Annotated in this window: 16 protein-coding genes, 1 tRNA gene and 4 pseudogenes; 12 read left to right on the top strand and 9 right to left on the bottom strand. The window is 58.7% G+C overall.

Annotation, left to right across the window (positions count from 1 at the left end; genetic code table 11):
- Positions 1 to 264: 264 nt before the first annotated feature.
- Complete coding sequence (locus KHQ28_RS17090; RefSeq protein ID WP_004179309.1) at positions 265 to 1170, bottom strand: LysR family transcriptional regulator; 906 nt, start codon at positions 1168 to 1170, stop codon at positions 265 to 267.
- Between the two features lie 114 nt (positions 1171 to 1284).
- On the opposite strand from KHQ28_RS17090, the gene KHQ28_RS17095 reads away from it, so the two are divergent.
- The 3 genes from KHQ28_RS17095 to KHQ28_RS17105 all read left to right on the top strand — a co-directional run bounded on the left by KHQ28_RS17095 (position 1285) and on the right by KHQ28_RS17105 (position 3074).
- A complete protein-coding gene (locus KHQ28_RS17095; RefSeq protein ID WP_032419109.1) occupies positions 1285 to 2145 on the top strand; it encodes a pirin family protein in 861 nt (286 codons plus the stop codon).
- 18 nt (positions 2146 to 2163) lie between these two features.
- Positions 2164 to 2841, top strand: a complete 678-nt coding sequence (locus KHQ28_RS17100; RefSeq protein ID WP_002898927.1) for an isochorismatase family protein — start codon at positions 2164 to 2166, stop codon at positions 2839 to 2841.
- 145 nt (positions 2842 to 2986) lie between these two features.
- Positions 2987 to 3074, top strand: a tRNA-Ser gene (locus tag KHQ28_RS17105).
- Positions 3075 to 3667: 593 nt separating this feature from the next.
- Here KHQ28_RS17105 and KHQ28_RS17110 read toward each other — a convergent pair.
- The 5 genes and pseudogenes from KHQ28_RS17110 to efeU all read right to left on the bottom strand — a co-directional run bounded on the left by KHQ28_RS17110 (position 3668) and on the right by efeU (position 9082).
- Positions 3668 to 4312: a DsbA family protein gene (locus KHQ28_RS17110; RefSeq protein WP_032419111.1), complete on the bottom strand. Its 645-nt coding sequence runs from the start codon at positions 4310 to 4312 to the stop codon at positions 3668 to 3670.
- 237 nt (positions 4313 to 4549) lie between these two features.
- Complete coding sequence (gene phoH, locus KHQ28_RS17115; protein ID WP_002898923.1) at positions 4550 to 5338, bottom strand: phosphate starvation-inducible protein PhoH; 789 nt, start codon at positions 5336 to 5338, stop codon at positions 4550 to 4552.
- A 504-nt stretch (positions 5339 to 5842) separates the two neighbouring features.
- Positions 5843 to 7068: pseudogene (gene efeB, locus KHQ28_RS17120) on the bottom strand (iron uptake transporter deferrochelatase/peroxidase subunit).
- A 4-nt stretch (positions 7069 to 7072) separates the two neighbouring features.
- Entirely contained in the window at positions 7073 to 8200 is a 1128-nt protein-coding gene (efeO, locus tag KHQ28_RS17125; RefSeq protein ID WP_004157740.1) for an iron uptake system protein EfeO, read from the bottom strand.
- A gap of 51 nt (positions 8201 to 8251) precedes the next feature.
- Entirely contained in the window at positions 8252 to 9082 is an 831-nt protein-coding gene (gene efeU, locus KHQ28_RS17130) for an iron uptake transporter permease EfeU (RefSeq protein WP_002898913.1), read from the bottom strand.
- 270 nt (positions 9083 to 9352) lie between these two features.
- Between efeU and KHQ28_RS17135 the strand changes: the two genes are divergently transcribed.
- On the top strand, positions 9353 to 10537 hold the full coding sequence (locus KHQ28_RS17135) for a NupC/NupG family nucleoside CNT transporter (protein ID WP_002898911.1): 1185 nt from the start codon (positions 9353 to 9355) through the stop codon (positions 10535 to 10537).
- A 31-nt stretch (positions 10538 to 10568) separates the two neighbouring features.
- On the opposite strand, the gene KHQ28_RS17140 is transcribed toward KHQ28_RS17135, so the two are convergent.
- Both KHQ28_RS17140 and putP read right to left on the bottom strand, forming a co-directional pair.
- A complete protein-coding gene (locus KHQ28_RS17140) occupies positions 10569 to 11003 on the bottom strand; it encodes a DUF3574 domain-containing protein (protein ID WP_004150827.1) in 435 nt (144 codons plus the stop codon).
- 134 nt (positions 11004 to 11137) lie between these two features.
- Positions 11138 to 12646 (bottom strand): sodium/proline symporter PutP, encoded by a 1509-nt coding sequence (putP, locus tag KHQ28_RS17145; RefSeq protein ID WP_004147889.1) that lies wholly within the window; start codon positions 12644 to 12646, stop codon positions 11138 to 11140.
- A 421-nt stretch (positions 12647 to 13067) separates the two neighbouring features.
- On the opposite strand from putP, the gene putA reads away from it, so the two are divergent.
- The gene (gene putA, locus KHQ28_RS17150; protein ID WP_032419113.1) at positions 13068 to 17030 is read left to right on the top strand and encodes a trifunctional transcriptional regulator/proline dehydrogenase/L-glutamate gamma-semialdehyde dehydrogenase; all 3963 of its coding nucleotides are present in this window, start codon (positions 13068 to 13070) and stop codon (positions 17028 to 17030) included.
- A gap of 185 nt (positions 17031 to 17215) precedes the next feature.
- Positions 17216 to 17611: a lysozyme inhibitor LprI family protein gene (locus KHQ28_RS17155; RefSeq protein WP_002898886.1), complete on the top strand. Its 396-nt coding sequence runs from the start codon at positions 17216 to 17218 to the stop codon at positions 17609 to 17611.
- On the opposite strand, the gene rutR is transcribed toward KHQ28_RS17155, so the two are convergent.
- A complete protein-coding gene (gene rutR / locus KHQ28_RS17160; protein ID WP_002898883.1) occupies positions 17608 to 18246 on the bottom strand; it encodes an HTH-type transcriptional regulator RutR in 639 nt (212 codons plus the stop codon). The genes KHQ28_RS17155 and rutR overlap by 4 nt on opposite strands.
- Positions 18247 to 18530: 284 nt before the next feature.
- On the opposite strand from rutR, the pseudogene rutA reads away from it, so the two are divergent.
- The 6 genes and pseudogenes from rutA (at position 18531) to rutF (ending at position 22512) form a co-directional block, all read left to right on the top strand.
- Positions 18531 to 19648: pseudogene (rutA, locus tag KHQ28_RS17165) on the top strand (pyrimidine utilization protein A).
- Entirely contained in the window at positions 19648 to 20358 is a 711-nt protein-coding gene (gene rutB / locus KHQ28_RS17170; protein ID WP_004176609.1) for a pyrimidine utilization protein B, read from the top strand. The pseudogene rutA and the gene rutB overlap by 1 nt, the downstream one beginning before the upstream one ends.
- Positions 20351 to 20743 carry a pyrimidine utilization protein C gene (gene rutC, locus KHQ28_RS17175; protein ID WP_002898877.1) on the top strand — a complete coding sequence of 131 codons (393 nt, stop codon included), beginning with the start codon at positions 20351 to 20353 and terminating at the stop codon, positions 20741 to 20743. The genes rutB and rutC overlap by 8 nt, the downstream gene beginning before the upstream one ends.
- Positions 20740 to 21517 (top strand): annotated as a pseudogene (rutD, locus tag KHQ28_RS17180) (pyrimidine utilization protein D). The gene rutC and the pseudogene rutD overlap by 4 nt, the downstream one beginning before the upstream one ends.
- Positions 21514 to 22008 (top strand): annotated as a pseudogene (locus tag KHQ28_RS17185) (malonic semialdehyde reductase); the annotation flags it as partial. The pseudogenes rutD and KHQ28_RS17185, both read left to right, overlap by 4 nt.
- Positions 22009 to 22017: 9 nt before the next feature.
- Positions 22018 to 22512: an NADH-dependent FMN reductase RutF gene (gene rutF / locus KHQ28_RS17190; protein ID WP_004176611.1), complete on the top strand. Its 495-nt coding sequence runs from the start codon at positions 22018 to 22020 to the stop codon at positions 22510 to 22512.
- Position 22513: the final 1 nt, after the last annotated feature.

The raw sequence follows: 22513 nt of genomic DNA on the forward strand, positions 1-22513 counted from the left end.
GGTTCGACAACTGGCGCAGCCAGTTGGACAGACCGCGCACGCAGTAAGCGGGCTGCCCCGACAAAAACGCCGGGAGCGTTTTTGAACAACGCCTGCGTTGGCCCCGCAGGGGCGAGGCCCAGGGATGGGCCGAGTAACGGCGAGCGAAGCGAGTCAATCCCCCCCTCACCGCCATATTCAAGATGAGAGCCTGTACGCAAGTACGGGCTTTTTTCTTTTATATTCTCTGCCGGGGGGGAGCCCCGAGAAAAGCCAATCCCGAAGCTAATCCTCCTCCATCCGCTGATACTCTTCGCTGAGGTAGTCCACCAGCGCCCTGACGGAGGGCAGCAGCCCGCGCCGTGAGGCAAATACCGCATGGATCACTTCCCGCCGCGGCTGCCACTCGTCCAGAACCACCTCTAATTCCCCTGACGCCAGCTGATCGCGCACCATTAGTAAAGGAAGCTGCACCACGCCTACGCCGGCCATCGCCGCCTCGCGCAGCGCCAGCATATCGGTGGTCACCATTCGCGGCGTGAAATACACTTCCGCTCTCGCTCCCCCGGGCCCGGTGAGCTGCCATTTATGCTGATGCTTGTTCGCACCCAGGCTGAGGCCCGGCCAGGCGCTCAGCTCGGACGGCGCCTGCGGACGTCCGAGCCGGGAAATGAGATCCGGGCTGGCCACCAGCCGGTGCCCGCGGTCCGCCAGCACGCGCATCACCAGGTCGCTATCCTCGATGGGCCGGGGACGGACGCGGATCGCCACATCAACGCCCTCCCCGACCACATCCACCCGGCGGTTGGTCGCCTCAAGATGCAGCGTTACCCCAGGATAACGCGCCATAAATCGCGCCAGCATCGGTCCGATATGGACATGCAGCAAGGTGACCGGACAGGTGATCCTGACGCTACCGCGCGGCTCGGCGCGCAGTGTCTCGACCGCCTGCTGCGCCGCCTCGGCCTCAATCAGCATCGCTTTGCAATGCTGATAAAAGGTCTGCCCGACCTCGGTGACCGCGAACTGACGGGTGGTTCGCTGAATCAAACGCACGCCCAACCGCTCCTCGAGTTGCGCAATGCGACGGCTGAGTTTGGATTTCGGCTGGTCAAGCGCTCGCCCCGCCGCGGCGAAACCGCCATGGTCTACCACCTGGACAAACCAGGCGAAGTCATTGAGATCCTGCATCCTTCCTCCATTGTTCCATTTTTGGAACAGTATAGGTCATTTTTGCTCACTACCGCATACGTCGTCCCGGATATAAGCTTATTTACATCAGATACCGATACACAGGAGAAAGCCATGAAACAGATCACAGGAGTCTACACCGCGCCTGCGCAGCATTGGGTAGGCGACGGCTTCCCGGTTCGCTCGATGTTTTCCTATCAGACGCACGGCCAGCAGCTGAGCCCCTTCTTACTGCTCGACTATGCCGGGCCGTACACCTTCCCGGCGAGCAGCGAAAAACGCGGCGTCGGTGAGCATCCGCATCGCGGATTTGAAACCGTCACCATCGTCTACGCCGGTGAAGTAGAGCATCGTGACTCCACCGGACGCGGCGGGGTGATTGGTCCAGGCGACGTGCAGTGGATGACGGCGGGCGCCGGGATCCTGCACGAAGAGTTCCACTCGGAGGCCTTCACCCGCAGCGGCGGCGAGCTGAAGATGATCCAGCTGTGGGTCAACCTGCCCGCGAAAGACAAAATGGCGACCCCCGGCTACCAGAGCATTACCGCCGGGACGATCCCCACCGTGGCGCTGGCGAACGGCGCCGGACAGGTTCGGGTTATTGCCGGCCAGTATGACGACGTCAGCGGCCCGGCCCATACCTTCTCACCGCTTAACGTGTGGGATCTGCAGCTGAATCAGGGGCACGACCTCACGCTGCGCCAACCGGAGGGCTGGAGTACCGCGCTGGTGGTGCTGGAAGGGGAAGTGATCATTAACGGTTCCGAATCTGCTCGCGAAGGCCAGCTGGCCGTCCTGAGCCAGGCAGGTGACGCAGTGCATCTGGAGGCGACCGCCCCGGCAAAAGTTCTGCTGATGGCCGGAGAACCGCTACAGGAGCCGATTGTGGGCTATGGCCCGTTTGTCATGAATAACAAAACGCAGATCGCAGAAGCTGTACGCGATTTTAACAGCGGCCGCTTTGGCCAAATCTAACTGATTGAGGTGAATACTATGTCTACTCCCGCTAACTTTAACGGTGCTCGTCCGGTGATTGATGTTAACGATACCGCAATGCTGTTGATTGACCATCAGAGCGGTCTGTTCCAGACCGTCGGCGATATGCCGATGCCAGAGCTGCGCGCTCGCGCCGCCGCGCTGGCCAAGATGGCGTCGCTTGCTGGGATCCCGGTGATCACGACCGCCTCCGTGCCGCAGGGGCCGAACGGTCCGCTGATCCCGGAGATTCATGAAAACGCGCCGCATGCGAAATACATCGCCCGTAAAGGTGAGATTAACGCCTGGGATAACCCGGAATTCGTCGCCGCGGTGAAAGCGACCGGCCGTAAAACGCTGATTATCGCCGGGACCATCACCAGCGTCTGCATGGCCTTCCCGGCTATCGCCGCTGTCGCCGACGGTTATAAAGTATTTGCCGTGATTGACGCTTCCGGCACCTACAGCAAAATGGCGCAGGAGATCACCCTGGCTCGCGTGGTACAGGCCGGCGTAGTGCCAATGGATACCGCCGCCGTCGCCTCTGAGCTGCAGCGCACCTGGAATCGCCCGGACGCCGCAGAATGGGCGGAGGTGTACACCAAAGTCTTCCCGGCCTACCAGCTGCTGATCGAAAGCTACAGCAAAGCGCAGGACGTCGTGAAGAATAACGAACAGCTGGATTCCCAGCGCTAAAACGCCCGCCCCGCTGAGCCGCAGCGGGGCATTGTTCATTGCGTGAGCGAACGGCAAAGAAAGAAGAAAATATGCTTGACCGTTTTAACGCAACTCCCTATAGTAGCGCCCCGTTGCCCACCCAAGGTGAGCAGCAAGACAATATGGTGAGGTGTCCGAGTGGCTGAAGGAGCACGCCTGGAAAGTGTGTATACGGCAACGTATCGGGGGTTCGAATCCCCCCCTCACCGCCATATTTTAAGAAGAGCTCGTACGCAAGTACGGGCTTTTTTTTTCGCATGTGGCACCCACCGGGGGGGATGAGAACCCCCGACCGGGGTTCGACAACTGGCAACGCCAGTTGGACAGACCGCGAGCCTGCGAGCGGGCTGCCCCGCAGGGGCGAGCGAAGCGAGTCAATCCCCCCCTCACCGCCATATTTTAAGAAGAGCTCGTACGCAAGTACGGGCTTTTTTTTCGCATGTGGCACCCACCGGGGGGGATGAGAACCCCCGACCGGGGTTCGACAACTGGCGCAGCCAGTTGGACAGACCGCGCACGCAGTAAGCGGGCTGCCCCGACAAAAACGCCGGGAGCGTTTTTGAACAACGCCTGCGTTGGCCCCGCAGGGGCGAGGCCCAGGGATGGGCCGAGTAACGGCGAGCGAAGCGAGTCAATCCCCCCCTCACCGCCATATTCGAGATGAGAGCCTGTACGCAAGTACGGGCTCTTTTCTTTTATATTCTCCGCAGGGGGGGATGAGAACCCCCGACCAGGGTTCGACGAGTGGCAACGCCCCCCGGACAGAACGAAAAAGACAAACCTAATGATACTTTCTCACTTCGTGTTACAGGGGCTTGTTAAGCAAAAATAAAACCAGATTAGCCATATCCTCTGCATAGGTATCATAGTCATCTTGCGCGAGTGATGCATTGTTAATATGATATTTTCCTGAAACATAAAGAGAAGGCGTACCATGCACTTTCATTTTTTCGACCAGATTATCCTGTCTGGCAATTAAAGCTTTTACCATAAAGTTACTTTGCATTTCGGCATATTTCTCTGACGTAATGCCAAGTTGATTAAACACCATAACAATATCAGCTGCCGTTTTAATATCACGCTTAACCTGTAAACCTTCAAACAATAACTTTTCCACCTTGCCATCTACCCCAGCATATTGTGCTACGGCCCATGCTTCTGTTAATGCTGGTCCTAAAGGCCCCATCTGGCTGACATGGTATTTTTCCAGTTTCATATCGTCGGGCAGGCGCTTTCTGATAGCTGTATCAACATTGATGCGCTCTGCAAACGCATAACAAGGTCCGCAGTAGAAGGAAAAAAACTCAACTAGTGGCGGCGGTTGCTTAACAGTAGAATGAATAACAGTGAAGTTTTTCCCTGCCTGATAATCTTTACTATAAGCAGCGGATGACAACCCCACCATCAAAATAGTAATTAATAACTTGATAACTTTCCCATGTACGACCATTGTGCTTCCCTTACAAGTATCCATACAATTAAATGAGTAAAACGGCGTAAGACGAAAGAAATTATTAGAAAGGCGCTTATGTATAGCAAAGCAGATATTCTTGTATTACAGAGAAGAAATTCTATCACATACAGCGATGGATCCCTCAAAACAGAAATTTTATCCGCACTTCAGACTGTCGCAAGGATCAAAACAACAAAGCCCGGGCTAGCCCGGGCCTTGCTCACAGTATGACGATTAATAATAGGCTTTCAGCGTCCGCTGGCAGAGAGCCGAGCGCACGCAGTCATCGGTGGTGAAACGCACGATGCCGATCATCTCGTCTTCCTCAAAACGCGCCAGCGCATCGCTCAGGCCAGATCTCACGCCAGAGGGCAAGTCGCACTGGGTGATATCACCATTGACGATGACCGTCACGTTCTCCCCGAGGCGGGTTAAAAACATCTTCATTTGCGCTGCGGTCACGTTCTGGGCCTCGTCCAGAATCACCACCGCATTTTCAAAGGTACGTCCGCGCATATAGGCGAACGGCGCGATTTCCACCTTGCCGATTTCCGGACGCAGGCAGTACTGCATAAAGGAAGCCCCCAGCCTTTTCACCAGCACATCGTAAACCGGTCGGAAATAGGGAGCGAACTTCTCGGCGATATCTCCCGGTAAGAAGCCGAGATCTTCGTCGGCCTGCAGAACGGGACGGGTAACAATAATTCTGTCCACATCCTTATGGATCAGGGCTTCAGCTGCCTTCGCCGCACTGATCCAGGTCTTGCCGCATCCAGCTTCGCCGGTAGCGAAAATCAGCTGCTTATTGTCGATGGCATTCAAATAATGCGCCTGAGCCTCATTGCGCGCCTCAATTGGGGAAGTATCACGGCTGTCCCGCGCCATGCCAATTGCTTCTACGCCACTCATTTGCACAAGCGATGTGACCGATTCTTCTTCACGCTGCTTATGGCTGCGTGAATCCCGTCTCAGCACACGTTTTGCTTCACGACGAGCTTTGATCACTGCTTTTTGTCTTCCCATGGATAGCACCTTGCGTTGTTGGTTTACATCACACGCGTCAACATCGACGCGACTATGCGCACGAACGATTGAGGTTTGGCTTCCTTGTAAGCCATTGCTTGCCGGTAGAACTGACAACGAGTCGCGGCTACGCGCACCGCGTACCCTGCCAAGGTTGTAATAATGCGAAGCGGAGAGAGAAAGAGTAAGAAAATCGCTGCCGGAAGCGGGGCTTCCGTGCTGAAGAGTACGGTCTGAGGTTTTACGTTGTCCGGTACGGGACCTTACCATTCGCGATCTCCATAGTGAAACGTCACACTGCCGGGAACTACCGCGTATGTAATAAGTACATCAAAAAAGATTCTTAATGCAACTTATTTTTCACAATGACGCAACAAATAGTTCTTAAGCAAGTGTAGGAGACTATCGGTCATTTGTATTACAGAAATATAACACATGGCAGGAAATATAAGAAAAATGAGAAAAACAGCAGAAAACGCCCTGCCCTTACGGGCAGGGTTGGTATCAGGCCTGCAGCAGCGACTCTCCCAGATAGTGTTTTTCATCCACTACGCCGGGTAAAACAAAGAAGTAGCCCCCGCCGATCGGTTTGACATACTCCTCCAGCGCCTCGCCGTTAAGCCGTTTCTGCACCGTCAGAAAACCCTTTTCCAGATCGTGCTGATAGCAAACGAATAACAGCCCCATATCCAGTTGTCCGGCGTTAGTAACCCCCAGCGAATAGCTGTAGCCGCGGCGCATCATCAGGCTGGACTGGGTTTCCGGCGTGCGGGGATTGGCCAGACGAATATGGCTATCCAGCGCAATGACTTCGCCGTTAGGATCTTTACTGTAATCCGGGGTATCGTGTTCGTTTTTCATCCCCAGCGGCGCACCGGTGTGCTTGTCGCGACCAAAGATCGTCTGCTGCTCCTTGAGCGGCGTCCGATCCCAGAACTCCACGTGAAACTGGATAATTCGCGCCGCCTGATAGCTGCCGCCCACGGTCCAGGCCGGCTCGTCCTGATCGGCTGTCACCCACACTACCTTATCCATCAACGCGCTGTCGTGGCTCGCCGGGTTAGCGGTGCCGTCCTTAAACCCCAACAGGTTGATGGGGGTCTCTTTGCCTTTGCTGCGCGCCGCGCTGTCGGAGATAAACCCTTCCCGCTTCCAGCGCACGCTCAGCAGATCCGGCGTATGTTTGATGACATCACGCAGGGCGTGGATCACCGTATCCTGAGTATTGGCGCAGATCTGCAGCAGCAGGTCGCCATGGCACAGCGCGGCATCCAGCGAATCGTTGGGGAAGCGGGTCATCGGCTGCAGCTTTTTCGGTGCTTTATCCGCCAGGCCAAAGCGCTCATCAAATAGCGAATGGCCGACCGAGACGGTGATGGTCAGGTTATCTGGCGCAATCCACGGCCCCAGGATGCCGGAATCCATCGGCGGCAGCCGCGGATTCGGCGTGTCCGGCGCCGGGCCGCCCTGGGTTAAAAAGGCGATACGCTGGGTCAGCAGTCGAAACAGCCGCTCGAGGTCGGCTTTATCAGCCGCCAGCACATCGAAGGCCACCAGCATCATCGAAGCCTGCTGCGGTGTGAGGANNTCCCCGGGGAGCTTTCCGCTTTTGCCGCATGGGCCACCGGGCAGCCGCCGGCGATGGCCAGCGCGCCGCCAAGGGCACCGATCCCTTTCAGTAAGCGACGACGTGACGGTTCGTTCACGTCGTGGGGTTTCTGTTGTGCCATCGACTTAGTCCAGCCCCAGGATCCCGCGCAGCTGAGCCAGATCTTCCGCCAGGGTGGTGATCGGCCCTTTCAGCGCATTACGGTCGGCGGTGGTCAGCTTATCGTAGGTTTCGAAACCGTCTTTGGTGCGATATTTGCTGAGGATGCTGTCCACTTTCTTAAAGTTGGCGTCCACTTTCGCCAGCAGCGCGCTGTTCTCTTTTTGCAGCTGCGGGCGCAGCAGGTCGACAATTTTCTGCGCGCCGTCAATGTTGGCCTGGAAGTCCCACAGATCGGTATGGCTGTAGCGATCTTCTTCACCGCTGATCTTGCTGGCCGCGACTTCCTCAATTAATCCTGCCGCGCCGCCCACGACTTTTGACGGCGGGAACGCCAGCTCGCTGATACGCTTTTGCAGCTCCAGCACATCGCTGTTCAGCTGATCGGCATATTTTTCCATCCCTTTGACGCTGTTATCGCCAAACAGCGCTTTTTCCAGACGGTGGAAACCGGTAAATTTCGGATCTTCCGCTTTTTTCTCGAAGTCGTCTTCGCGGGCGTCGATGCTGCCGTCAAGGTCAGAGAACAGCTCGGCAATGGGCTCGATGCGCTCGTAATGCTGACGCGTCGGGGCGTACAGCGCTTTCGCTTTTTCGATATCGCCGGCTTTCACCGCGTCGGTAAAGGCTTTGGTGCCGCTAACCAGCTGCGCGGTTTCCGCCGTCACATAGGCTTTATAGGCGGTGATCGCGTCGCCGAGGCTCAGCACCGCATCCGCTTTCGCCGCGTCTTTGGTGGCGGCGCCGGTGACGATCAGTTTGCCTTTCGGGTTGGTGAGCAGGCCACAGGTCATGTCATATTCGCCCGGCTGCAGGTTCGCGGTGAGCTTCTGAGTAAAGCCCGGCGCGATGTTTTCGCGCTCTTCCACTACCATCACCCCTTTCAGAATCTCCCACTCCAGCGCTTTCTGGCTGTGGTTCTGAATAATAAACTGGGTTTTACCCGCGTTAACGGTCACCTGCATCGGCTCGCACTGCTTGTCGTTGACGGTGACTTTGACCTGCGGGATATCCGCAGCCTGAGCACCGAATGCAGAGCTGAGCAGCGCGGCCACGGTCACCCGCAGCGCATTACGGCGAAAATGAATCATCATGATCATCCCTTTCGGTAAGTAGAGTGTCGCTTATAAGCTCGCAGCGCCCGGTCAGGCAGCCCGCGAGGCAGTGGTATTATTCCGCGGCGGCAGGGCAAACAGCACCAGCGCCGGGATCAGATAAAGCAGATAGACAGCCACTTCGCTGACGCTCGGCGTCTCCTGATAGCCGAAGATCCCTTCCAGCAGCGTGCCGAACAGCGTATGCGTCGACAGCACGTTGCTCAGATCGAAGGCGGTATCCTGGAACAGGTTCCACAGGCCCGCCTCGTGGAAGGCGCGGATCGCCCCCGCGGCCAGGCCAGCGGCCACCAGCAGAATAAACAGGCTGGTCCATTTGAAGAACACGCCAAGGTTAAGGCGGATACCGCCCCAGTAGATCAGGAAGCCCAGCACGATAGCGGTGGCCAGACCCAGCAGCGCCCCCAGCGGCGGCCAGATACCGACATCCTGCTGGAAGGCCGCCAGCAGAAAGAAGACCGACTCCAGCCCCTCGCGGGCGACCGCGAAAAAGACCATCATCACCAGCGCCCAGCCGTGGTGATTACCGCGCTGCAGCGCCTTGTCCACGGCCTGCTCCAGCTGCTGCTTGACGTTGCGTGAGACATTGCGCATCCAGAAGACCATCCACGTCAGGATCACCACCGCAATGACCGCGACGATCCCTTCGAACAGTTCCTGTTCACGCTGAGGAAATTCGCCGGTGGTTTCGTTGATAAAGATGCCTAAGCCAAGACATAGCGCCGCCGCGAGGATCACGCCAATCCACATCACGCCAATCCAGTTGCCGCGCTGGGTGCGTTTCAGATAGCTGGCGATCAGGCTGACAATCAGCGCCGCCTCCAGGCCTTCGCGTAACATAATGAGAAATGGGACAAACATGCCAATACCCTTAAATGTAAAGCACCGTCAACGAATGCAAAAACAGGTAATATTTATGATAGTGATTATCATTACAATGCTCAGAAACACAAGCGAAATGTGCAGAGAATGATGATCAGTTGTAAATAAATCGCTGACAAATAATGACTTATGAAAATATTCGCCTGTTATGAAGGGAAAGAATAAGCAAAGGATTTTTTACGCCAGATATTTACCCGCCGTAGCGGCTATGGCTAAATGGCGGCCTTATTGACTTGCGAAAAGAACAACATGACTGCATTTTTTCATTTCCTGCTGGCGCTGGCGGTGATCCTCGCCCTGGCCTGGCTTGTCAGCTACGACAGACAAAAAATTCGTATTCGTTATATTCTCCAGTTGATTATTATCGAAATAGCGCTCGCTTTCTTTTTCCTGCACGCCGAAAGCGGCCTGTGGCTGGTAAAAAATATTTCCGGCTTTTTTGCTTCGCTGTTAGGCTTTGCCGCCGAAGGGACCAATTTCGTCTTTGGCGGCATGAGCGAAAAAGGCTTAGCCTTTATTTTCCTGGGCGTCCTGTGTCCGATTGTGTTTATTTCCGCGCTGATTGGTATTCTCCAGCACTGGCGGATCCTGCCGATTTTTATTCGCGTGATTGGCACCCTGCTGTCGAAAGTAAACGGCATGGGTAAGCTGGAATCTTTCAACGCCGTCAGCTCGCTGATCCTCGGCCAGTCGGAGAACTTCATTGCCTACAAGGGCGTACTGGGCGACCTCTCCTCACGGCGACTGTTCACTATGGCGGCGACGGCCATGTCGACCGTATCGCTGTCGATTGTCGGCGCCTATATGACCATGCTGGACGCCAAATATGTCGTCGCAGCGCTGATCCTCAATATGTTCAGCACCTTTATCGTGCTGTCGGTAATTAACCCGACGCGGCCGGGCAGCGAGCAGGAAATAAAACTCGAGAAGCTGCATGAATCGCAGAGTTTCTTTGAAATGCTCGGGGAATATATTCTGGCCGGCTTTAAAGTGGCGATGATTATTCTGGCGATGCTGATCGGTTTTATCGCCCTGATCAGCGCCATTAACGCGCTATTCGCCACCCTGTTTGGTCTCAGCTTCCAGCAGATCCTCGGCTACGTCTTTTATCCGCTGGCGTGGCTTATCGGCATCCCGCTGAGCGATGCGCTAAACGCCGGCAGCATCATGGCCACCAAACTGGTCGCTAACGAATTTGTGGCGATGATTGAGCTGCAAAAGATTGCCGCCAGCATGACCCCTCGCGGGCTCGGCATTCTCTCGGTATTCCTGGTGTCGTTTGCCAACTTTGCCTCGATCGGCATTATCGCCGGGGCGATCAAAGGCCTGAATGAACCGCAGGGCAATATCGTCTCCCGCTTCGGCCTGCGGCTGGTGTATAGCGCCACGCTGGTGAGCCTGCTTTCCGCCAGCTTCGCCGGGCTGGTGCTGTAAAACAAACGGCGGGGCTGCCCCCGCCGTTTACTCAGAACTGCACGCAGACCGGCTGGTCGACACGCATCACCGACTCCTGCGCGAAGCGTGATTTATAGCCCTGGCGCAGAGCCTCAATACCGGCCTCGCTCTGCGCGTCATGCCCATGGATCACCATCAGCGCCTTGCTCTGCTCCCGCACCACCTGACCATTCTGGCCAAGCCACTGGCCGTGGGCATCAAACACCGTCAGCCCGTCGCGAAAGCGCGGCGTGACGTCACGGTCGACAAACTGTTGCCACTCTTCAGCGGTGATGTCTTTCCCCGCCGGGCGGCTCAGACCGAAGTAAAGCGTGGTTTGCACCATGGACTTATCCGCCGGGCAGACGCCGGGCTTCGGCGCGCTGGTCGATGAACTTCCACCCGCCACGCAGCCGCTGAGTAACCCTGCCAGCACCAGCGCCATTGCACCCTGTCTGAACGTCATCTTTGCTATCCTCATTGTTATTAGTCAGGAAATATCAGCGGATTTTCAGATAATTAGCAAGGGTTATAATATTCCGGCACGGCACCAGGCAATAAAAAGCCCGCCAGCGGCGGGCTCGTGAGCATTAGATGATCTTACTCAGCCGTGGCGCGTACCGGCGGCGGCGTATGGTAGTGGGCATCCGCTTCGGCAAAGCGCTGCTGCATGCTGGCCGACGGCGCTTTATCCAGCAGGCTAAAGACCACAATCCCGATGCTGCCGAAGACAAAGCCCGGAATGATTTCATACAGGCCCAGCCAGCCAAACTGCTTCCAGACGATCACGGTCAGGGCGCCAATCACCATCCCGGCCAGCGCGCCGTTACGGGTCATGCGCGACCACATTACCGAGAACAGGACCACCGGGCCAAAGGCGGCGCCGAAGCCAGCCCAGGCGTAGCTCACCAGACCCAGCACGCGGTTTTCCGGATTGGCCGCCAGGGCAATGGCCACCAGGGCAACCACCAGCACCATCATACGGCCCACCCACACCAGCTCTTTCTGACCGGCGTTTTTACGCAGGAAGGCTTTATACAGGTCTTCGGTAATTGCGCTCGAGCAGACCAGCAGCTGACAGCTCAGGGTGGACATCACCGCCGCCAGAATCGCCGACAGCAGGATCCCGGCAATCCACGGGTTAAACAGGATTTGCGCCAGTTCGATAAACACGCGCTCGGCGTTCTGGTTAACCGCGCCCGCCAGGCTCGGGTTGTTATTGAAGTAGGCGATGCCAAAGAAGCCGACGGCCACCGCCCCGCCGAGGCACAGGATCATCCAGGTCATACTAATGCGACGTGCGTGAACGATGCTGTGGTGCGAATCCGCCGCCATAAAGCGCGCCAGAATATGCGGCTGACCGAAATAACCCAGCCCCCAGCCCATCAGCGAGATAATCGCCACGAAGTTCAGCCCTTTCAGCATGTCGATATTTTCGATGCTCTTCTGCTTAATCACTTCCAGCGAATCGCCAAAGCCGCCGACGGAAATAATCACGATCACCGGGGTGAGGATCAGCGCGAAAATCATCAGGCTGGCCTGCACGGTATCGGTCCAGCTAACGGCGAGGAAGCCGCCGACGAAGGTATAGATAATCGTCGCCGCCGCCCCGGCCCACAGTGCGGTTTCATAACTCATGCCGAAGGTGCTTTCAAACAGACGCGCCCCCGCGACAATTCCTGAAGCGCAATAGATGGTAAAGAACAGCAGAATAACCAGCGCCGAAATAATTCTCAGCACCCGGCTTTTATCTTCAAAACGGCCGGTAAAATAATCGGGCAGCGTCAGGGCGTTATTATTCACCTCGGTATGCACGCGCAGGCGACCGGCCACCAGCTTCCAGTTAATCCACGCCCCCAGCGTTAAGCCAATGGCGATCCAGCTTTCGGATATCCCGGAGAGAAAAATCGCCCCTGGCAGGCCCATCAGCAGCCAGCCGCTCATATCCGACGCCCCTGCGGAAAGCGCGGTCACAAATGGCCCCAGACTCCTTCCCCCGAGAATATAATCATCGAAGTTTTTGGTCGAACGCCAGGCAATAAACCCTATCAATACCATACCAAAAATATAAACAATAAATGTCACCAGCATCGGTGTGCTAATAGCCATGCAAAGTCTCCAGAATTTTTATCGACAGCGTCCAACTTCGTCGTTTTTTTCCACTACCGGAACGGGGTAATGGCGCATTGTTTAATTGGGCGACCGTATCCTGACGGAAGCTTCGGTTTTTCACAAACGATTTAACACAGCATTTACACGAAAAACCGATGGCGCAAAACGTCAATTTGTTAGAGGTTGCACTCTCTCACGTTTTTAAAGGTTGCACCAAACAAAAGTGTTAACTCACGCATACAAATACCCTATGAGCCCGGGGTTAAATTTCTGCTATTTTAGGGGTTATTTTTAACAAATTAGCCATTTCACGGCTTCCGTCACAAGCCACAATTAACAAGGTTGCACAAAGTTGCAACATAGTGGATATTTCCATGCAACCGCATAAGCCTAACGATAAATGACAGGAGTTTTGAGCATGGGCACCACCACCATGGGTGTTAAGCTTGACGACGCAACCCGCGAGCGCATTAAATCCGCCGCGAGCCGTATTGACCGCACGCCGCACTGGCTGATTAAGCAGGCCATCTTTAATTATCTGGAAAAACTGGAGAACGACGAGACGCTGCCTGAGCTGCCGGCCCTGCTCTCCGGGGCCGCCAACGAAAGCGATGACGCCAGCGAACCAACGGAAGAGCCCTATCAGCCGTTCCTCGAATTCGCCGAGCAGATCCTGCCGCAGTCGGTGAGCCGCGCGGCGATCACCGCCGCCTGGCGACGTCCGGAAACCGACGCGGTACCGATGCTGCTGGAGCAGGCCCGTCTGCCGCAGCCGCTGGGCGAACAGGCGCACAAGCTGGCGTATCAGCTGGCGGAAAAACTGCGCAACCAGAAAACCGCCAGCGGCCGCGCCGGTATGGTGCAGAGCCTGCTGCAGGAGTTCTCCCTCTCTTCACAGGAAGGGGTGGCGCTGATGTGCCTGGCGGAAGCCCTGCTGCGTATTCCGGATAAAGCCACCCGCGATGCGCTGATCCGCGACAAAATCAGCAACGGCAACTGGCAGTCGCACATCGGCCGCAGCCCGTCGCTGTTCGTCAACGCCGCCACCTGGGGGCTGCTGTTCACCGGAAAACTGGTGTCGACCCATAACGAAACCAGCCTCTCCCGCTCCCTGAACCGCATCATCGGCAAGAGCGGCGAACCGCTGATCCGCAAAGGCGTGGATATGGCGATGCGCCTGATGGGCGAGCAGTTCGTCACCGGGGAAACCATCGCCGAAGCGCTGGCCAACGCCCGCAAGCTGGAAGAAAAAGGGTTCCGCTACTCCTACGATATGCTCGGCGAAGCCGCCCTGACCGCCGCTGACGCCCAGGCCTATATGGTCTCTTATCAGCAGGCGATTCATGCCATCGGCAAAGCCTCCAACGGCCGCGGCATTTATGAAGGTCCGGGTATCTCCATTAAGCTCTCCGCGCTGCACCCGCGCTACAGCCGCGCGCAGTATGACCGGGTGATGGAAGAGCTTTACCCGCGGCTGAAATCGCTGACCCTGCTGGCGCGCCAGTATGACATCGGCATCAATATTGACGCCGAAGAGGCAGACCGTCTGGAGATCTCCCTCGACCTGCTGGAAAAACTGTGCTTCGAGCCGGAACTGGCCGGCTGGAACGGGATTGGCTTCGTGATTCAGGCCTACCAGAAGCGCTGTCCGTTTGTCATTGATTACCTGATTGACCTCGCCACCCGCAGCCGCCGTCGCCTGATGATCCGTCTGGTGAAAGGCGCCTACTGGGATAGCGAAATTAAACGCGCGCAGATGGAAGGTCTCGAAGGCTATCCGGTATACACCCGCAAGGTTTACACCGACGTCTCCTACCTCGCCTGCGCTAAGAAGCTGCTGGCGGTGCCGAACCTGATTTACCCGCAGTTCGCCACCCATAACGCTCATACTCTGGCGGCTATCTACCAGCTGGCGGGCCAGAACTACTACCCGGGCCAGTATGAGTTCCAGTGCCTGCACGGCATGGGCGAACCGCTGTACGAGCAGGTAGTGGGCAAGGTCGCAGACGGCAAGCTGAACCGTCCGTGCCGGATCTACGCCCCGGTGGGCACCCACGAGACGCTGCTGGCATATCTGGTGCGTCGTCTGCTGGAGAACGGCGCCAATACCTCTTTCGTCAACCGTATCGCGGACAATACCCTGCCGCTGGACGAGCTGGTGGCCGACCCGGTCAGCGCGGTAGAAAAACTGGCGCAGCAGGAAGGCCAGGCCGGCCTGCCGCATCCGAAAATCCCGCTGCCGCGCGATCTCTACGGCAGAGGCCGGAGCAACTCCGCCGGTCTCGATCTGGCGAACGAGCACCGTCTGGCCTCCCTCTCCTCTTCCCTGCTCAACAGCGCGCTGCATAAATGGCAGGCATTGCCGATGCTGGAGCAGCCGGTGGCCGAAGGCGAGATGCAGCCGGTGGTTAACCCGGCAGAGCCGAAAGATATCGTCGGCTACGTCCGCGAAGCCAGCGACGCTGAAGTGCAGCAGGCGCTGACCAGCGCTATCAACAATGCGCCGATCTGGTTCGCCACTCCGCCGCAGGAGCGCGCCGCCATTCTTGAGCGCGCCGCGGTGCTGATGGAAAGCCAAATGCCGACCCTGATGGGGATCCTGGTGCGCGAGGCGGGTAAAACCTTCAGCAACGCCATCGCTGAAGTGCGCGAAGCCGTTGACTTCCTGCACTATTACGCCGGCCAGGTGCGCGACGATTTCGATAATGAAACTCACCGCCCGCTGGGTCCGGTGGTCTGTATCAGCCCGTGGAACTTCCCGCTGGCGATCTTCACCGGCCAGATTGCCGCCGCGCTGGCGGCCGGCAACAGCGTGCTGGCGAAACCTGCCGAGCAGACGCCGCTTATCGCCGCCCAGGGCGTGGCGATTCTGCTGGAAGCCGGCGTGCCGCCGGGCGTTATTCAACTGCTGCCGGGTCGCGGGGAGACCGTGGGCGCCGCGCTAACCTCCGATGAGCGCGTACGCGGCGTGATGTTCACCGGCTCCACCGAAGTGGCCACCCTGCTGCAGCGCAATATCGCCAGCCGCCTCGATCCCCAGGGCCGCCCGACGCCGCTGATCGCCGAAACCGGCGGGATGAACGCGATGATCGTCGATTCGTCGGCGCTCACCGAGCAGGTAGTGATCGACGTGCTGGCTTCCGCGTTCGACAGCGCCGGCCAGCGCTGCTCCGCCCTGCGCGTGCTTTGCCTGCAGGAAGAGGTCGCCGATCACACCTTAACCATGCTGCGCGGCGCCATGAGCGAGTGCCGGATGGGCAATCCGGGGCGCCTGACCACCGATATCGGTCCGGTTATCGATGCGGAAGCGAAAGAGAATATCGAACGCCATATTCAGGCGATGCGCGCCAAAGGCCGCACCGTCTACCAGGCGGTGCGTGAGAATAGCGAAGACGCCCGCGAATGGCGTCACGGGACCTTCGTGCCACCGACGCTTATCGAGCTCGACAGCTTCGACGAGCTGAAAAAAGAGGTCTTCGGCCCGGTACTGCACGTGGTGCGCTATAACCGTAACGAGCTGGACAAACTGGTCGAGCAGATTAACGCCTCTGGCTACGGCCTGACCCTCGGCGTGCATACCCGTATCGACGAAACCATCGCCCAGGTCACCGGCAGCGCCAAGGTGGGCAACCTGTACGTCAACCGCAATATGGTTGGCGCGGTGGTCGGCGTTCAGCCGTTCGGCGGCGAAGGGTTGTCCGGTACCGGTCCGAAAGCCGGCGGTCCGCTGTATCTGTACCGTCTGCTCTCCAGCCGTCCGCAGGACGCGGTTGGCGTGACCTTCGCCCGCCAGGATGCAGAGCGTCCGCTGGACGCCCAGCTGAAAACGCTGCTGGAAAAACCGCTGCAGGCGCTGCAGCAGTGGGCCGCGGGCCGTCCTGAGCTGCAGGCGCTGTGCCAGCAGTACAGCGAGCAGGCGCAAAGCGGCACCCAACGCCTGCTGCCGGGGCCAACCGGCGAGCGCAACACCCTGACGCTGATGCCGCGCGAGCGCGTGCTGTGCGTAGCGGATAACGAACAGGATGCGCTGATCCAGCTGGCGGCTGTGCTGGCGGTGGGTTGTGAAGTACTGTGGCCGGACAGCGCCCTGCAGCGCGATCTGGCGAAGAAACTGCCGCGGGAGGTCAGCGAGCGCATTCGCTTTGCCAAAGCGGAGCAGTTGCCTGGCCAGGCCTTCGACGCGGTTATCTACCACGGCGATTCCGACCAGCTGCGCGAGCTGTGCGAGCAGGTGGCGGCGCGCGACGGGGCGATTGTCTCCGTGCAGGGCTTCGCCCGCGGCGAAACTAATCTGCTGCTGGAGCGGCTGTATATCGAGCGTTCGCTGAGCGTTAACACCGCGGCGGCAGGCGGTAACGCCAGCCTGATGACCATCGGCTAAAACGGGCTCCCCGGTGGCGCTGCGCTTACCGGGGCTACCTACCACCGCCAAAGGGTAGCCCGGATAAGGCGCGGTGCGCCGCCATCCGGGCAATCAGTCTGCGCTGCGATCAGCTAATGACAGCCGACGTCAGCTGTGTTTAATTAAGGCTCCCGGACGGGAGCCTTTTTTATGGGAGCAGAACAATGAAACGCACGTTATTTGCCGTGATGGCCCTGCTGGCCAGCGGCGCGGCGCTGGCGGACGAGTGCAGCAGCGCCAACACCCAAACCGAAATGAATCAGTGCGCGGCTGCGCAGTATCAGGCGGCCGATAAAAAACTGAACGACACCTGGCAGCAGGCCCTGCAGCGGGCGGTGGGTAAACAACAAACATTACTGAAGCAGGCGCAGCAGGCATGGATCGCCTTACGCGACGCCGACTGCGCCTTTCTCGCGTCCGGCGCCGAAGGCGGCAGCATGCAGCCAATGCTGGTCAGCCAGTGCATGACCGATAAGAGCGTGGAGCGGGAGTCTTTCCTCGCCTCGCTGCTACAGTGCGAGGATGGCGATCAAAGCTGCCCGCTGCCGCCCGCCAATTAACGGACGCGAATGCCTTCGATAATCATCCGCTGGACATTATCGACCGTTTGTTCAAAAAAGGCCGCATCCTGCAGCGTGGCGCCGGTGACCGCCTCCACCTGGGTGGCGAAGTCGGCGTAATGCTGGGTGGTAGCCCAGATCATAAAGATTAAATGCTGTGGATCGACCGGCGCCAGCTTGCCGCGGTCGATCCAGCCGGAGACTATCGCCGATTTTTCGTCGACCAGCGCTTTCAGATCCCCGGTCAGTTCGCCCATCAGCAGCGGCGCCCCCTGCAGCATCTCGAGGCAGAAGAGCTTCGAGGCCTGGGGGTGATCGCGGGACACCTCCAGCTTCAGGCGAATATATTCGCGGATCGCCACCAGCGGGCTGATATCCTCACGAAAGGCCTTCAGCGGCGCCAGCCAGATGGCGAGGATCTGCTGCAGGACAGCCACATACAGCGCCTCTTTCGAAGGGTAGTAATAGAGCAGATTGGTTTTCGATACCCCGGCGCGCTCAGCCACCTGCTCCAGCCGCGTACCGTGAATACCAAATTGCGAAAATGCCTCCAGCGCGGCGGCCAGGATGGCCTCCTTTTTGGCGCTGACCGCTTGTGAACGTTTGCCGCTTTTCTTCACCGCGCCCTGTGCCATACATCCTCTCCTTCAGTTGACGCCACCAGCATAGCAAAAGCCCTGCGCCGACACGACCCCATGCACCCTGATTGCGCATGACTGCCGTTTTTTCGTGCACTGATTTTGACCATCCAGTCCACTTTTTTATCGTCCTTTTTAGCAACTCAAAAGTAAAACATTAATAACATTAGCATTTATAAAACTGGCATCGCCTTTGCTTTACCTTCTCTGCGAGGTGGTCCAGGGAGAGGCAGGATGCCGCACCATCGCAACCCATCTTCCATGACTGCAGAGAGGTAGGTATGAAAATTGGTGTTTTCGTTCCCATTGGCAACAACGGCTGGCTGATCTCCACCCATGCCCCGCAGTATATGCCGACCTTTGAACTGAATAAGGCCATCGTGCAGAAGGCCGAGCACTACCATTTCGACTTCGCGCTCTCCATGATCAAACTGCGCGGCTTCGGCGGGAAAACTGAATTCTGGGATCACAACCTGGAGTCCTTTACCCTGATGGCCGGCCTGGCCGCGGTGACCTCGAAGATCCAGATCTACGCCACCGCCGCCACCCTGACGCTGCCGCCGGCGATTGTCGCCCGGATGGCCTCCACTATCGACTCCATCTCCGGCGGCCGGTTTGGCGTCAATCTGGTGACCGGCTGGCAAAAACCGGAATATGACCAGATGGGCATGTGGCCGGGAGATGACTATTTCGCCAGCCGCTATGACTATCTCACCGAATACGTCCAGGTGCTCCGTGACCTGTGGGGCACCGGGCGCAGCGATTTCAAAGGCGACTACTTCACCATGAACGACTGCCGTGTCAGCCCGCGCCCGTCGCAGCCGATGAAGGTGATCTGCGCCGGGCAGAGCGATGCCGGGATGGCCTTCTCCGCCCAGCATGCGGACTACAACTTTTGCTTTGGCAAAGGGGTCAACACGCCAACGGCCTTTGCCCCGACCGCCGCACGCATGATGCAGGCGGCGGAAAAAACCGGCCGCGACGTGGGGTCCTATGTGCTGTTCATGGTGANNGGTCCTATGTGCTGTTCATGGTGATCGCCGACGAAACCGACGAGGCGGCGCGCGCCAAATGGGAACATTACAAAGCGGGCGCCGATGAAGAAGCGCTGGCGTGGCTCACCGAGCAGAGTCAGAAAGATACCCGCTCCGGCAGCGATACCAACGTGCGCCAGATGGCCGACCCCACCTCGGCGGTCAACATTAACATGGGCACCCTGGTCGGATCGTATGCCAGCGTCGCCCGTATGCTTGATGAAGTAGCGAGCGTGCCCGGCACCGACGGCGTGCTGCTGACCTTTGATGATTTTCTTGCCGGCATTGACGCCTTTGGCGAACGCATTCAGCCGCTGATGCGCTGCCGGAACCACATTGCTTCTGTTACCCGTGAGGTGGCCTGATGATTACCCTTCCCGCTCGCCCGGAATCCCTGACCTTCGCGCCGCAGCAGAGCGCGCTGATTGTGGTCGATATGCAGAACGCCTACGCCAGCCAGGGCGGTTATCTGGATCTCGCCGGCTTTGACGTCTCCGCTACCCGGCCGGTTATCGACAATATTAATACCGCCGTCGCCGCCGCTCGCGCCGCGGGTATGTTGATTATCTGGTTCCAGAATGGCTGGGATGATCAGTATGTTGAAGCTGGCGGCCCGGGCTCGCCGAACTATCACAAATCCAACGCGCTGAAAACGATGCGTCAGCGTCCGGAGCTGCAGGGCAAGCTGCTGGCGAAAGGCGGCTGGGATTATCAGCTGGTGGACGAGCTGACGCCGCAGGAAGGCGATATCGTGTTGCCGAAACCGCGCTACAGCGGCTTCTTTAACACCCCGCTCGACAGCATTTTGCGCAGCCGCGGCATACGCCACCTGGTGTTCACCGGGATCGCCACCAACGTCTGCGTCGAATCGACGCTGCGCGATGGCTTCTTTCTCGAATACTTCGGCATCGTGCTGGAGGATGCCACCCATCAGGCCGGCCCGGCCTTCGCCCAGCAGGCGGCGCTGTTCAATATTGAAACCTTTTTCGGCTGGGTCAGCGACGTTGAGAGCTTCTGCCACGCGCTGTCCCCCGCCGCCCCGCTGGCTTTAGCCAAGGAGAAACGTTATGCCTAAACAGGTGATTATTCCGCCAGGCACCACCGCGCCGATTGCCCCCTTTGTTCCGGGGACGCTCGCCGACGGGGTGGTCTACGTCTCGGGCACCCTGCCGTTTGATAAGCAAAACAATGTGGTGCACATCGGCGACCCAAAGGCGCAAACCCGCCACGTGCTGGAGACCATCAGGAGCGTTATCGAAACGGCGGGCGGGAGTATGGCGGATGTGACTTTCAACAGCATCTTTATCACCGACTGGACAAATTACGCCGCGATTAACGAGGTCTACGCCGAGTTCTTCCCCGGCGATAAACCGGCGCGCTTCTGCATTCAGTGCGGACTGGTGAAGCCCGATGCGCTGGTGGAAATCGCCAGCGTCGCCCATATCGGTACCCCGACATGATGAGGCTCAATATTGCTCCGGCTCCGTGGCCCGGCGCGCCGGTGGTGGTCCTCAGCGCCGGTCTGGGCGGGGGCGGCGGCTACTGGCTGGCGCAGCGCGCGGCGCTGGAGGAACAGTATCAGCTGGTGAGTTATGACCATAACGGGACCGGGGAGAACGCCGGTCCGCTGCCCGCCGACTACAGCCTGGCGACGATGGCCGGGGAGCTGTTCAGCGCTCTGCAAGCGGCGGGGATCGCCCGCTTCGCGCTGGTGGGCCACGCCCTGGGGGCGCTGATTGGCCTGCAGCTGGCGCTCGATCGCCCCGAGGCGGTGAGCGCCCTGGCGCTGGTCNNCCCGCCGCTGCTTCCAGGTGCGCGAGCGTCTGCTGCATGCCGGCGGCGCACAGGCGTGGGTCGAAGCGCAGCCGCTATTTCTCTACCCGGCGGAATGGATGGCCGCGCGCCTGCCGCGCCTCGAAGCGGAAGATGCGCTTGCCATCAGCCATTTTCAGGGCAAAGAGAATCTGCTGAAGCGGCTGCAGGCCCTGAAGCAGGCTGATTTTTCACGCCGTGCGGCGGCCATCGCCTGCCCGACGCTGATTATCAGCGCCGCTGACGACCTGCTGGTCCCCGCCTCCTGCTCCCGCGTGCTGCAGACGGCGATCCCCGGCAGCCAGCACGTGGAAATGCCGTGGGGCGGCCATGCCTGTAACGTCACCGACGCCGATACCTTTAATACCATTTTACGCGACGGGCTGGCCGCTATGCTGCCGGTCGCCAGGGAGACCCGATGAACGACGCAATAAACCACACGGCCTGCGAGACGCTGTTTACCCAGGCCCGGACCCACAACGGCTGGCTGGATAAGCCAGTGAGCGATGCGCAGCTGCAGGCCGTCTGGGACCTGATGAAAATGGGGCCGACTTCCGCCAACTGTTCGCCAGCGCGCATCGTGTTCGTGCGCAGCGCGGAAGGCAAAGAGAAACTTCGCCCGACGCTCTCCAGCGGCAATCTGCAGAAAACCATGCAGGCGCCGGTGACCGCCATCGTGGCGTGGGATAGCGCCTTCTACGACCGGCTGCCGACCCTGTTTCCCCACGGTGACGCCCGCAGCTGGTTTACCTCCAGCCCGCAGCTGGCGGAAGAGACCGCGTTTCGCAACAGCTCCCTGCAGGCGGCGTATCTGATTTTTGCCTGCCGGGCGCTGGGCCTCGACACCGGGCCAATGTCCGGTTTTGACCGGGAAAAAGTCGACGCGGCATTTTTTGCCGACAACGGCTGGAAANNGTTTACGATGGAGTTAACGGACAAAGCGAGTTTCCGTGACGCCATGGCCCACGTCGGCGCCGCGGTTAACATTATTACCACCGATGGCCCGGCGGGCCGGGCGGGATTCACCGCCAGCGCGGTCTGCAGCGTTACCGACACGCCGCCGACCCTGCTGGTCTGCCTGAACCGCTCGGCTTCGGTGTGGCCGGTGTTCAGCGAACACCACACGCTGTGCGTCAATACCCTGGCGGCCGGACAGGAGGCCCTGTCGACGCTGTTTGGCGGTAAAACGGCAATGGACGAGCGTTTTGCCGCCGCCGACTGGCAGACCGGCGCCACCGGCTGTCCGCGGCTGGAGGCGGCCCTGGTCAGCTTTGACTGCCGCATCGACCAGCGCGTCAGCGTCGGGACGCACGACATTCTGTTTTGTCACGTCGTGGCCATTACCCGTCACCCGGAGCCCCGGGGACTGATGTGGTTTGACCGCGGCTATCACACGCTTATGCGACCCGCTTGTTAAC

The organism is Klebsiella sp. 28 (assembly GCF_018223905.1).
GTDB classification, from domain to species: Bacteria; Pseudomonadota; Gammaproteobacteria; order Enterobacterales; family Enterobacteriaceae; genus Klebsiella; species Klebsiella pneumoniae.